The sequence below is a fragment of the Rhodanobacter sp. L36 genome (genome assembly GCF_009765755.1).
Classification (GTDB): Bacteria; Pseudomonadota; Gammaproteobacteria; order Xanthomonadales; family Rhodanobacteraceae; genus Rhodanobacter.
The window spans coordinates 189,431-201,801 of the sequence record NZ_LMUV01000006.1 but is presented as its reverse complement, the minus strand read 5'-3'; the positions used below and the strand labels follow the sequence as shown (position 1 = coordinate 201,801).

Genomic DNA, 12,371 nt, shown 5'->3' with positions numbered 1-12,371 from the left:
GGCATGAAACTCGGAAGTCTCAAGGAAGGCGGCCGCGACGGCACGCTGATCGTGGTCAGTCGTGATCTCAAGCGCGCGGTGAAGGCGGGCAGTGTTGCGCCGACATTGCAGGCGGCACTCGATGACTGGTCGAACGCGGCGCCGCGACTCAACGCCTTGTCTGATGATCTGAATGACGGCAATGCCGCTGAAGCCTTCGCGTTGGACATGACGGTGCTCGCTTCGCCATTGCCGCGTGCCTACGAATTCGTCGACGGTTCCGCTTACTTGCCGCATGTCGAACGCGTGCGTCGCGCGCGCGGTGCCGAGGTGCCAGCATCGTTCTACACCGACCCGTTGATGTATCAGGCAACGAGTGCGGGATTCCTCGGGCCGCACGATCCGGTGATCGTGCCAAGCGAGGAATACGGCATCGATCTGGAAGCCGAAGTCGTGGTGATTACCGACGACGTGCCGATGGCGGCGACGCCGGCGCAGGCTTCGCTGCACATCCAGCTGATCGGTCTGGTCAATGACGTGTCGCTGCGTGGATTGATTCCGAACGAACTCGCCAAGGGTTTTGGTTTTCTGCAGAGCAAACCGCGCTCAGCGCTGTCGCCGGTGCTGGTGACGCCGGACGAACTGGGCGATGCATGGCAAGACGACAAGCTGCATCTGCCGATGCGCACGTGGTTGAACGAAGCGTGGTTCGGCGAGGCGGAGTGCGGCGTCGACATGCAATTCAGTTTTGCCGAACTGGTAGCGCACGTGGCGAAAACGCGGCCGCTCACCGCGGGCACGATCATCGGTTCCGGCACCATCGCCAACGAAGACACGGGCAAGGGTGCGTCGTGCCTGGCCGAGCAGCGCACGGTGGAAACCCTGCGCGATGGCAAGCCGAGCACGCCGTTCCTGAAATTCGGCGACACGCTGCGCATCGACATCACCGACCACGCGGGCGATTCGATCTTTGGCTCGATCGAGCAGCGCATCGAGCCGTTGCCAAAGTAAATCCTTACCGAAGCAATTCCGTGCAGACGTCATGGGCTTCCAAGGCGATCCGGCGCGCTCGTCGCGCGTCGCGATCCAGCCACTCAGGCCAGCGTGGAAGCTTCTTCGTCGAAGCTGTCCTCGCGTGCGCTGAGCCACGCGAGGAAATCATCTTCCGCGAGCGGCCGGCAGATCAGGTAACCCTGCAATATGTCGCAGCCGAGCAGCTTGAGCATGGCTTTCTGCTGCGGCGTTTCGACGCCTTCGGCGATCGTGGTCATGCCGAGCCGTCGGCCGACGTCGATGATGAAACCGGCCAGCGGATCGGGTTCGTTGGGTTGCAGCGCGTTGATGAAGGTGCGGTCGATTTTCAGTTCGTCGAGTGGCAACTGCTGCAGGTAGGCGAGCGACGAATAGCCGGTGCCGAAATCGTCCAGCGCCAGCCGGAAGCCGATCTTCGACAATGCGTGCAGCGTGCCGAGTGCGGCGTCGAAGTCGTTGAGCAGTGCGCTTTCGGTCAGTTCCAGCGTGAGCCATGAAGGATCGACGCCGGCTTCGCGCACCTGCGCCTCGATGCGCTGCGCGAATTGCGGATGGGCAATCTGCCACGGGCTCACATTCACCGAAAGGCGCCCGCCGAAATCCACGCTGCGTTCGCGCCATGCACGGATATGCAGGCACGCCTGCGCGATCACCCACGTGCCCAGCGCGTGGATCAGTCCGGTCTCTTCGGCGATCGGAATGAACGTCGCCGGTGGTACCGAGCCGAGCGTCGGATGCTGCCAGCGCAGCAGCGCTTCGGCGCCGACCAGTTTTCCAGCCATGCTGACGTGTGGCTGGAAGTGCAGCGAAAGCTCCTGGTTTTCCAGCGCGGCGCGCAGGCCACGCTCGAGTTCGAGCCGGTCATCGGCATCGTGTTGCATGTGCGGAAGAAACAATCGCGCGGCATTGCGACCGGCCGCCTTCGCGCGATACATGGCGATGTCGGCACAGCGCACGATATCGGTGGCACGCGCCTCGTGACTCGGAAAAACCGCCACGCCGATGCTGGCGCCGATGCCCAGCATGCGACTGTCGATCGCCAGCGGCGTGGACAATCGTTCGACCAGTTCCTCGGCTGCCTTCATTGCGGCGGCGGCAGCGGCTTCGGCGTCGGTCGCAAGCGAGCCGAGCAGGATCACGAACTCGTCGCCGCCCAGTCGTGCGACGGTGGAATCCGTTGGCGCGGCAGACAGCAGGCTGTCGGCAATCGCTTCGAGCACGCGATCGCCGACATGGTGGCCAAGCGAATCGTTGATGGTCTTGAAGTTGTCCAGATCGATCATCAGCACCGCGCCGAACTGACCCGATTGCACCGCGTCGGCCAGCATGTCGGCCAGCGTGTAGAGTGCGCGCGGGCGATTGGGCAGGCCGGTAAGCGCATCGTGGTAGGCGGCGTGGCGCAGGTTGAGTTCGGCCTGGCGACGGGTTTCCGCTTCAGCGCGCAGTTCGTGCGCGGTGCGCTCCAGCTGCAATGTATGCAGGCGCAGCTGGCTCGAAAGCGAAAGGCCCATCAACACCACGAACGACAGAAATGCGAACACGTCGATGCGCGGGTAGTGGTAACTCAGCGTGTCGATCGCCACGCCGCCCCAGAGCGCCGCGGTGAACTGGATCGCCAGGCAAAGCCCGAGCAGCGCCCCGGACAGTCGCTGTCCTTCGAGATATTGCCGCGCCGCGCGATAGAGCGTCCAGACAAACGCGACATAGCTGAGCCCGTAAAAAGCGTGTCCCCATAGCGAACGCTTTCCGGTCACCGTGTAAAGCGTTTCTCCCCATGACAATACCGTTGGAACACCGGGAGTCAGGCTGCTGTCCATCACGCTGTAGGGCGACGCGAGATTGACCGCAAAAAGGACCGCGGCCAGCAAACACACGATGAAGAAAACCGGACGCGTCACCGGCTTGCCTGTATAGGTGCCCACGAACATGACCAGCGATGGAAATGCGATCACGGCAGCGCCGCACATGATGCGCAAGGCAAGCGTCGCCTGTGGCATCACAGTGGAAACATCCAGCATCGTGCTGGCCAGTGCGAGCGTGGCGATGCACAGGCACAGCAGCGCGTAGGAGAGGTACATCGATTCGCGCCGCTGCCGCAGCCCGATCACCAGAAACTGCAGACCCGACGCGAGCGCCACCGCTGCAGCTGCCAGTAGCGCTGTCGTGAAATAGCCGAAGCCCGGATGGCCCGAAAAATCGTGCACGCCTCACCCCAAAATGCCGCCGCATCCAGCACGAGCGGTTAGCGTACACCTCCAGCTCTCGCGTGCATGTGGCGGGCCCATACGCCGGGTGTCGCGTCGGCATGGTCACGTCGTGGTTCCTAGTTGTACGTCGTGCTTTACTGGCGGGCCCAACCACACGCGAGGCGCAGCATGTCCCAGGTCACGTTCAAAGGTCAGCCGATCGGCATCGACGGCCAGTTTCCTTCCACAGGTTCAACGGCGCCGGCGTTCCAGCTGGTCGGTGCCGATCTTTCCGATGTCGCGCTGTCCGGCTTTTCCGGCAAGCGCAAAGTGCTCAATATTTTTCCCAGTGTCGACACCAGCGTGTGCGCTACCTCGGTGCGCCGCTTCAACGAGCTGGCGGCACAGCTCGACAACACCGTGGTGCTTTGCATCTCGGCGGATCTGCCGTTTGCGCAGGCACGTTTCTGCGGCGCCGAAGGCCTGGACAAGGTCATCAATCTGTCATTGATGCGCGGGCGCCAGTTTCTCAACGACTACGGCGTGGGGATCGCCGATGGTCCGCTCGCTGGCCTCGCTGCACGTGCCGTTATCGTGCTGGACGGGCAGGACAAGGTGACCCACGCCGAACTGGTCAGCGAGATCGCCCATGAGCCGGATTACGACGCAGCGCTTGCCGTATTGAAGTGATGACGATGCCTTTGCGTCGTTGATCGCGCATAAAAAAACCGCGCTCATTGGCGCGGTTTTTCGTGTGCACAGTAGCGAACTTATTTCGCAGCCACGACCCGCACCATCTCGAGGCACTTGTTCGAATAGCCCCACTCGTTGTCGTACCAGCTCACCAGCTTGACGAAAGTATCGTCCAGCGCGATGCCGGCTTCGGCATCGAAGATCGAGGTGCGTGCGTCGCCGCGGAAATCGGTGGCGACCACCTTGTCGGTGGTGTAGCCGAGGATGCCCTTCAACGCGCCCTCGCTTTGCGATTTCATTTCCGCGCAGATCTCGGCGTAGGTGGCCGGCTTGTCCAGCTCGACCGTGAGGTCGACCACCGACACATCAGACGTCGGCACGCGGAACGACATGCCGGTGAGTTTCTTGTTGAGCTCGGGGATCACCACGCCGACCGCTTTCGCCGCGCCGGTGCTGGATGGAATGATGTTCTCCAGGATGCCGCGGCCGCCGCGCCAGTCCTTGTTGCTCGGACCGTCGACGGTCTTCTGTGTGGCGGTGGTGGCGTGCACGGTGGTCATCAGGCCGCGCTTGATGCCCCATTTGTCGTGCAGCACCTTCGCCAGAGGCGCGAGGCAATTGGTGGTGCAGCTGGCGTTCGAAATGATCGCCTCGCCATTGTATTTCTTGTCGTTGACACCGAACACGAACATCGGCGTGTCGTCCTTGGACGGCGCCGACAAGATCACTTTTTTCGCGCCCGCATCCAGGTGCTTCTGCGCGGTGGCTTTGTCGAGGAATAGGCCGGTGGATTCGATCACCACATCGGCGCTCACTTCGTTCCACTTCAGCGCGGCCGGATCGCGTTCCTGGGTCAGGCGGATCGACTTGCCGTTGATCACCAGCTTGCCGTCTTCGATCTTGACGTCGCCCTTGAAACGACCGTGCACCGAGTCGTAGCTGAGCATGTAGGCGAGGTAGTCCGGCTCGAGCAGATCGTTGATGGCCACGATCTCGATGTCGTTGCCGAAATTCTGCACGGCTGCGCGCAAGACATTGCGACCGATGCGGCCGAAGCCGTTGATGCCGACCTTGATGGTCATGAGAGCTGTCTCCAGTGCGATGGGGCCAATGACGATGGGTGATGCGCGGCCATGGCGGCGCATCGGCATGTCAGTCGCAAATCTTACAATGAATGGTTCGATGCCGCTGTCGCGCAGCTGTCAACGGGCCTGTGGCAGACTCGCCGACTCGCTCCCGGACCGAACGCCATGCCCGCACTACGCCAACTTCTGATCGCACTGTTTTGTTCGCTCGCGGTGGTGCCGATGGCACAGGCCTGGGGGCCGCTCGGCCACAGCGTCATCGCGGAACTGGCGCAGCGTCATTTGAGCCCGGCCGCCGAGGCCGAGGTCGAGCGCTTGCTCGCGCCGGAACGCACCCAATCGCTGGCGGATATCGCCAGCTGGCCCGACCAGATTCAGGACGACCCGGCGCAGGCGGTGTTGTGGAAGCAGACGCGCAGCCTCCACTACGTGGACTTCCTCACCGGTGATTGCCACTACGTGCCGCCGCGTGAATGTCGCGACGGACATTGCGTTGTCGGCGGCCTGCAGCACTACGTGCAGGTGCTGGGCGATCGCAGCCAGTCCGACGATGCTCGGCGCGAGGCGTTGAAATTCGTGGTGCACTTTGTCGGCGACGTCCACCAGCCGCTGCACGCCGGTTCACGTGACGACAAGGGTGGCAACACGTACCAGGTGCAGTTCGACGGGAAGGGCAGCAACCTGCATCGTGTCTGGGATTCGGGTCTGCTCTACAGCCGCAAGCTCGACTGGAAGGCATACGCGCAAATGCTGGACACGACATCGCCCGCCGAACTGCCGGCACCGATCGAGCCGGCGGACAACCCGTACGCACAGTGGGCCGAAGAATCCTGCCGCATCACGACGCAACCGGGGTTCTATCCTTCCGGCCACGTCATCGATGCGCAGTACGTACAGGTCGAGCTGCCTGTGGCCGAACAGCGCCTGCGCGAAGCCGGCCGTCGATTGGCAGAGGTGCTGAATCTTGCTTTGGCGCGTTGAGAGAAGCCCGGGACGGGAATGACGTTTGGCGGTAGAGACGTCCGTCGATGCGTCGTTACATCAAGGCGGCTCGCCGAAAAATTCCGTTAATGCGATTCGGCCCGGTCAGGGAGATGGCGAAGCGTCTTTCATCTGCTAGCCTGAAGGAATGAATACCATCATCCAGACACCCAGCACGCGACGCACCAAGATCGTCGCCACCCTCGGACCGGCCACCGACGTGCCGGGCATGCTCGAGAAGATCATCGCCGAAGGCATGAATGTCGCGCGGCTCAATCTTTCCCACGGCGCCCCGGACGACCACCGCGCACGCGCGGCGGCCGTGCGGCAGGCCGCGCTGGCGGTAGGTGTCGAGGTCGGCATTCTGGCAGACCTGCAGGGGCCGAAGATTCGCGTCGAGAAATTCGCCGGCGGTCCGGTGGAACTGCAGCAGGGCCAGGACTTCGTGCTCGACTGTCGCGCCGGTGCGCCGCTCGGCGACGTGACTCGCGTCGGCGTGAGTTATCACGAGTTGCCGCAGGACGTGCATCCCGGCGACGTATTGCTGCTGGACGATGGCCTGATCGCGCTGACGGTGATGACGATCACCGGCTCGGAAATTCATTGCAAGGTGCTGATCGGCGGCAAGCTGTCCGATCGCAAGGGACTCAATCGCCAGGGCGGCGGACTCTCGGTCGAAGCGCTGTCAGACAAGGATCGTTCGGACATCAAGCTGGCCGCCGAAATCGGCGCCGATTTTCTGGCCGTCTCTTTCGTGCGCTCCGCGGCGGACATGGACCAGGCGCGTCGACTGCTTCGCGAAGCCGGCGGCCATGCCGCGCTGGTCGCGAAGATCGAACGCGCCGACGCGATTCCCGTACTCGGCGAGATCATCGACGCGTCCGACGTCGTGATGGTGGCGCGCGGCGATCTCGGCGTGGAAATCGGCGATGCCGAATTGCCCGGCCTGCAGAAAAAAATCATTCGTGAAGCCGTGCAGCGTAACCGCGCGGTGATCACCGCCACGCAGATGCTGCAGTCGATGGTGCGTTCGCCGATTCCGACGCGTGCCGAGGTGCTCGACGTCGCCAATGCGGTGATCGACGGCACCGATGCGGTCATGCTGTCGGAGGAATCCGCTGCAGGTGCCCATCCGGACAAGGCCGTCGCTGCGCTCTGCCGCATCTGTCTCGGTGCGGAGCGCCAGTTCGAGCCGAAGGAAGATCTCACCACCGGCGGCCATCGACTGGATCGCACCGATCAGGCCATCGCACTGGCGGCCATGTTGCTTGCCGGCGAACTCGGTGTGCGCGCGATCGTTGCGCTGACCGAATCTGGCGCGACCGCGCAATGGCTGTCGCGCTATCGCACGGCGATCCCGATCTACGCGCTGTCGCCGCTGGCCGATGCACGCCGTCGCATGCTGCTGCTGCGCGACGTGCGCCCGGTGGAATTCGTGCACGTCGGGCAGAACTCGGCGTCCACCGCTCGCGCGGCTGTGCAGCAACTGTTTACGCAGGGACGGCTCAGCGAAGGCGACCGCGTGATCCTGACGCACGGCGACCACATGGGTCGCGGCGGCGGCACCAACACGCTGAAGCTGCTGTCGGTCGGCGCGGACGGCATGGTCGAAAGCCTGCGCGATCTCTGATTGGGCCACTGATTTCGAGCTGTGATGTTCGCTGCGCCTGCACGTGCGCGGCGACTACACTGGCGTCCCCACGCGCATGGCAAAGGAGATCACCATGAAAAAGACGTTTCAGCTATTTCGGCAAGGTTTGTTTCTGGCATTGGCGCTTGGCGCGGCCAACGTGGCGATGGCCCAGTCCGAACACCGTGTGGATCAGGATCATCTGTCGCGCTACTGGATCCTGCTCAACACCCACGTGCAGATGGATGCGCCCAACAGCGGGCTGAATCTGAATGCGCCGAGTTGCGCGGCGGTGACCTATACGATCGGCTCGGATGGCGTGCCGATGAACGTGCAGGTTGTGAAAGTGTCGCCCAAGAGCGATCTGGGCCCGATGGCGAAGAGCGCGGTGGTGAATTTCCGCTACGGCCCGTCGCTGACCAACCACATCGGCGAGCCGGTTTCCACGTATTACATCGTCCCGTTCAACGCGCCGGACGACAAGGCGCAGCAGCAGAAGATTATGGATGCCTGCAGGCTGCCCGGCTTCAGCCAGTAGTACGCCGTACAGCGCCCGCGCCGTCTGGACGACCGTCTCGAAAATCTGGCCTATAATTCTCGTTTGAATCCGCCGCTTCTCGTTATGAGGTGCGGCTTTCCCGTTGTGCTGCGGGCATTCCACTCCACGGAGTCGTCATGAGTATTGAAGATCTCGAAAGCATCGCTCTTGCGATGGTCGCACCCGGAAAGGGCATCATCGCCATCGATGAGTCCACCAACACCATCAAGAAGCGCTTCGAGGCCGTCGGCATCGAGAACAGCGAAGAGAACCGCCGTGCGTATCGCGAGTTGCTGCTGACCACGCCAGGCCTCAACGAGCACATTTCGGGCGCGATCCTGTACGACGAAACGATTCGCCAGTCGACCAAGGACGGCGTGCCTTTCACTCAGGTCATGAAAAAGCTAGGCATCATTCCGGGCATCAAGGTCGACAAGGGCCCGCAGCCGCTGGCCGGCTTCCCCGGCGACGTGGTGACCGAAGGCCTCGACGGCCTGCGTGAGCGCTTGCAGGAATACGCCAAGCTCGGCGCGCAGTTCGCCAAGTGGCGCGCGGTGATCAACATCAGCGAAGACAACCCGAGCTCCACCGCAATCGAAGCCAACTGCCACGTGCTCGCGCGCTACGCGGCACTGTGCCAGGAAGCGGGCATCGTGCCGATGGTCGAGCCCGAAGTGATCATGGATGGCGACCACAGCATCGAAGTCAGCTACGAAGTGCACGAGGCGGTGCTGCGCAGCCTATTCAACGCGCTGTACGAGCAGAATGTGATGCTCGAAGGCACGATCCTGAAAGTCAGCATGGTGATTCCGGGCAAGGAGTCGGACGAGCAGGTCGACGTCGAGGAAGTCGCCGAAGCCACAGTGCGCGTGCTGAAAACCACCGTGCCCGCATCGCTGCCAGGCATCGTGTTTCTTTCAGGCGGCCAGAACGACGAGCAGTCCACCGCGCATCTGAACGCGATGAACCGCATCGGTCCGCATCCATGGCCGCTGTCGTTCTCCTACGGTCGCGCCATGCAACAGGCGGCGTTGCACCTGTGGGCAAAGGACATGAAGGCGAACTACGCCGAAGCACAAAAGATCGTGCATGCGCGCGCACGCGACAACGGCCTTGCCGCACTGGGCCAGTGGAACGGCAAGTAAGCCTACCTTTCCAGTTCAATGTCGCAATAAAAACGGGCGCCTTTCGGCGCCCGTTTCGTTTTGCAGCATCAGTCGATGCGGAACTCAGAAGCGGTACTCGGCATCCACCGACACGATGCCGGTCGAGCGGCGCACCGCGAAGTCCGAGTTTGACGCCACGTCATGCAGATTACCGGCCGACGCATGGTAGTAGTCGTACTTCACGCCGAGGCCGACGTGCTGGGAGATGTCCCAGCCAGTGCCAAGTCCAGCGTAATAACCACCGCGATTACCACCATGGAAAAGATCCTGATGGAGGGTATCGTTGTAAGCGCCGCCATCGTTATTCGCATGGAAGTAACCGCCGTGCACGCTGAGGTACCACTGCGGCAGCAAGTTGATCCGACCGTTCACGCCGGCCACCCAGCCATGCAACGCGTTTTCCCTTCGGCTCTGATCGACAGATCCGTCGCCACCGAGGTTGCTGAGCTTGTAGTTACCCAGATCGGTGTAACCGGCTTCGAGGCCCAGGCCCAGATCCGAACCGGCCTTCCAGCGGTAACCGCCCAGCACACCGTAGCCAGTGCGGCGGCCGTTCTTGTTCTTGAAGATGTTGCCGGAGCCGTTGCCGAAACCGCTGCCGAAGTCACTGTTCTTGCTGTAGCCGTCGGTACGGCCGGCACTGAGGTCGGCAAACCAGTTGCCGCTACCTACGGGCTGGCTCGACTGATAGTTGCCGTTGCTGGGCTGTGCATCTTGTGCAAATGCTGCCGGCACAAAGGCGAGGCTGGCGGAAACAAAGGCAATCGAAAGCAATGTCTTTTTCATCGGGGCGTACTCCTAATTTTTTGGTTCCGTTTGCGCTTCCGGGGGTTCGGCTGGGCGCAAAAGGCGCACCTGCTCAGGGCGGTGCTGGTGCATTAGATCGGTGCGTACCTGAAGAGTTTCAATACCGATCAGTTCAAAATTAAGCTGTCGTTAATGTCAATACTTTTAGATACTTGCGAACGTCTTTTTGGAAGGGCGACAGAACTCTCACCATCGGGGACAATGACGCCCTTTACACTTTCCATAAGCTAAAGGGGACTTTTCATGCTCCACCGTCGTGAACTTGCCAATGCCGTGCGCGCGCTCGCCATGGATGCTGTGGAGGCCGCGAATTCCGGTCATCCAGGCATGCCGATGGGCATGGCCGATATCGCCGAAGTGCTTTGGAACGATTTCCTGAAGTTCAATCCGGGCAACCCGAAATGGCCGAACCGCGATCGTTTCGTTCTCTCCAACGGTCACGGTTCGATGCTGCAGTACGCCCTGCTGCATCTGAGTGGTTTCGATCTGCCGCTGGATCAGCTCAAGCGCTTCCGCCAGCTGCATTCGAAAACGGCCGGTCATCCCGAAGCCAGCGAAACCCCCGGCGTGGAAACCACCACGGGGCCGCTGGGTCAGGGCTTGGCAAACGCAGTCGGCTTCGCGTTCGCCGAAAAAGTGCTTGCGGCGCATTTCAACAGGCCCGGCCACAACGTGGTTGATCATCACACCTACGTATTCCTCGGCGACGGTTGCCTCATGGAAGGCATCTCGCACGAAGTCGCTTCGCTCGCTGGTACCTGGAAGTTAGACAAGCTGGTGGCGGTGTACGACGACAACGGCATTTCGATCGATGGCGAAGTGCATGGTTGGTTCACCGACGACACACCGGCACGTTTCGAAGCGTATGGCTGGAACGTGATTCGCCATGTCGACGGCCACGACGCGGAGGCAGTGAAGAAGGCTTTCGCTGCTGCGACATCGCAACACGACAAACCCACGCTCATCTGCGCGAAGACGATCATCGGTTTTGGTGCGCCCAACAAGCAGGGCAAGGAAGAAAGCCACGGCGCGGCGCTGGGTAAAACCGAGATTGCTGCCGCGCGTGAACAGCTCGGCTGGACCCATGCACCGTTCGATATTCCTGCCGATATCTACGCCGGCTGGGATGCGAAAACCGCCGGTGCGAAGCGCGAGCAGACGTGGAATGCAGCGTTTGATGCGTACGCATCCGCACATCCTGAGTTGGCCGCCGAGTTCAAGCGCCGCCAGTCCGGCGAATTGCCATCCGACTGGGCGGAAAAATCGCAAGCCTACGTCGAAAAGCTGCAGCTCGAGGGCCCGGACGTTGCCTCGCGCAAGGCATCGCAGATGACGCTCGATGCATTCGGTCCGTTGCTGCCGGAGCTGATTGGCGGCTCGGCAGATCTTGCCGGTTCCAACCTGACCAAATGGAAAGGCAGCCTCGACGCCGCCACCGGCAACAGTTCGGATGGCAAGGGCAATTACGTGTATTACGGCGTGCGCGAATTCGGCATGACCGCGATCGCCAACGGCGTGGCATTGCACGGCGGATTTATTCCCTACGACGCAACCTTCCTGGTGTTTTCCGACTACGCGCGCAACGCAGTTCGCATGAGCGCGCTGATCCCGGCGCACGCCATCAACGTCTACACGCATGACTCCATCGGCTTGGGCGAAGACGGCCCGACGCATCAGCCGGTCGAACATCTCGCCAGCCTGCGTTACATCCCGAACAACCACCTGTGGCGTCCGTGCGATGCCGTGGAATCGGCGGTGTCGTGGAAGGCGGCGATCGAACGCAAGGGCGCGCCGTCGTGCCTGATTTTCTCGCGCCAGACCTTGAAACATCAGCAGCGTGACAAGCAGCAACTGGCCGACATCAATCGCGGCGGTTATGTGTTGTCCGATCCGCTGGACACGAAGTTCAAGGCGATCCTGATTGCCACCGGTTCGGAAGTTGAACTTGCGATGGAAGCAGCGCGCACGCTCGCGCAGCAGAACGTGGCGGTGCGCGTGGTCTCGATGCCATGCACCGAAGTATTCGATGCGCAGCCGCTCGAATATCGCGAAGGCGTGCTGCCTGGCTGGTGTCGAGCGCGCGTGGCGGTGGAAGCGGCAACGGCTGACTTCTGGCGCAAATATGTGGGCCTGGACGGCGACGTGGTCGGCATGACGACGTTCGGCGCTTCCGCGCCTGCACCGCAATTGTTCGAGCAATTCGGTTTCACTGTCGCGCATGTCGTCGATGCGGTGAAGCGAGTGATCGGATAAGGCTCGTGGCAACGGAGCGCA

General features: G+C 62.0%; 10 protein-coding genes. 7 read left to right on the top strand and 3 right to left on the bottom strand.

What is annotated here, in order from left to right:
* Nucleotides 1–3 precede the first annotated feature (3 nt).
* Nucleotides 4–990, top strand: coding sequence for a fumarylacetoacetate hydrolase family protein (locus GSQ73_RS09195; protein ID WP_158883277.1), 987 nt, complete (start codon nt 4–6; stop codon nt 988–990).
* An 83-nt stretch (nt 991–1,073) separates the two neighbouring features.
* Here the strand turns inward: GSQ73_RS09195 and GSQ73_RS09190 are convergent, their stop codons facing one another.
* Nucleotides 1,074–3,215, bottom strand: coding sequence for an EAL domain-containing protein (locus tag GSQ73_RS09190; RefSeq protein ID WP_158883275.1), 2,142 nt, complete (start codon nt 3,213–3,215; stop codon nt 1,074–1,076).
* 171 nt (nt 3,216–3,386) lie between these two features.
* Between GSQ73_RS09190 and tpx the strand changes: the two genes are divergently transcribed.
* Nucleotides 3,387–3,887 (top strand): thiol peroxidase, encoded by a 501-nt coding sequence (tpx, locus tag GSQ73_RS09185; RefSeq protein WP_158883273.1) that lies wholly within the window; start codon nt 3,387–3,389, stop codon nt 3,885–3,887.
* Nucleotides 3,888–3,967: 80 nt separating this feature from the next.
* Here the strand turns inward: tpx and gap are convergent, their stop codons facing one another.
* Nucleotides 3,968–4,972 (bottom strand): type I glyceraldehyde-3-phosphate dehydrogenase, encoded by a 1,005-nt coding sequence (gap, locus tag GSQ73_RS09180; protein WP_158883271.1) that lies wholly within the window; start codon nt 4,970–4,972, stop codon nt 3,968–3,970.
* Nucleotides 4,973–5,140: 168 nt separating this feature from the next.
* Here gap and GSQ73_RS09175 point away from each other — a divergent pair, with 168 nt between their 5' ends.
* The 4 genes from GSQ73_RS09175 to GSQ73_RS09160 all read left to right on the top strand — a co-directional run bounded on the left by GSQ73_RS09175 (nt 5,141) and on the right by GSQ73_RS09160 (nt 9,269).
* Nucleotides 5,141–5,956: a S1/P1 nuclease gene (locus GSQ73_RS09175; RefSeq protein WP_158883269.1), complete on the top strand. Its 816-nt coding sequence runs from the start codon at nt 5,141–5,143 to the stop codon at nt 5,954–5,956.
* Between the two features lie 148 nt (nt 5,957–6,104).
* Nucleotides 6,105–7,586 carry a pyruvate kinase gene (gene pyk / locus GSQ73_RS09170; RefSeq protein WP_158883267.1) on the top strand — a complete coding sequence of 494 codons (1,482 nt, stop codon included), beginning with the start codon at nt 6,105–6,107 and terminating at the stop codon, nt 7,584–7,586.
* Nucleotides 7,587–7,680: 94 nt separating this feature from the next.
* Nucleotides 7,681–8,124, top strand: a complete 444-nt coding sequence (locus GSQ73_RS09165) for an energy transducer TonB (RefSeq protein WP_158883265.1) — start codon at nt 7,681–7,683, stop codon at nt 8,122–8,124.
* A 137-nt stretch (nt 8,125–8,261) separates the two neighbouring features.
* Nucleotides 8,262–9,269, top strand: coding sequence for a class I fructose-bisphosphate aldolase (locus tag GSQ73_RS09160; RefSeq protein ID WP_158883263.1), 1,008 nt, complete (start codon nt 8,262–8,264; stop codon nt 9,267–9,269).
* An 84-nt stretch (nt 9,270–9,353) separates the two neighbouring features.
* Here the strand turns inward: GSQ73_RS09160 and GSQ73_RS09155 are convergent, their stop codons facing one another.
* Complete coding sequence (locus GSQ73_RS09155; RefSeq protein ID WP_158883261.1) at nt 9,354–10,076, bottom strand: porin family protein; 723 nt, start codon at nt 10,074–10,076, stop codon at nt 9,354–9,356.
* A gap of 264 nt (nt 10,077–10,340) precedes the next feature.
* Between GSQ73_RS09155 and tkt the strand changes: the two genes are divergently transcribed.
* On the top strand, nt 10,341–12,350 hold the full coding sequence (gene tkt, locus GSQ73_RS09150; protein ID WP_158883259.1) for a transketolase: 2,010 nt from the start codon (nt 10,341–10,343) through the stop codon (nt 12,348–12,350).
* Nucleotides 12,351–12,371 lie beyond the last annotated feature (21 nt).

Bases quoted from the DNA above. Each gene is read 5' to 3' on its own strand.
- gap (WP_158883271.1), bottom strand. From the start codon at position 4,972: ATGACCATCAAGGTCGGCATCAACGGCTTCGGCCGCATCGGTCGCAAT.
- tkt (WP_158883259.1), top strand. From the start codon at position 10,341: ATGCTCCACCGTCGTGAACTTGCCAATGCCGTGCGCGCGCTCGCCATG.
- GSQ73_RS09155 (WP_158883261.1), bottom strand. From the start codon at position 10,076: ATGAAAAAGACATTGCTTTCGATTGCCTTTGTTTCCGCCAGCCTCGCC.
- GSQ73_RS09175 (WP_158883269.1), top strand. From the start codon at position 5,141: ATGCCCGCACTACGCCAACTTCTGATCGCACTGTTTTGTTCGCTCGCG.
- GSQ73_RS09160 (WP_158883263.1), top strand. From the start codon at position 8,262: ATGAGTATTGAAGATCTCGAAAGCATCGCTCTTGCGATGGTCGCACCC.
- tpx (WP_158883273.1), top strand. From the start codon at position 3,387: ATGTCCCAGGTCACGTTCAAAGGTCAGCCGATCGGCATCGACGGCCAG.
- GSQ73_RS09195 (WP_158883277.1), top strand. From the start codon at position 4: ATGAAACTCGGAAGTCTCAAGGAAGGCGGCCGCGACGGCACGCTGATC.
- pyk (WP_158883267.1), top strand. From the start codon at position 6,105: ATGAATACCATCATCCAGACACCCAGCACGCGACGCACCAAGATCGTC.
- GSQ73_RS09165 (WP_158883265.1), top strand. From the start codon at position 7,681: ATGAAAAAGACGTTTCAGCTATTTCGGCAAGGTTTGTTTCTGGCATTG.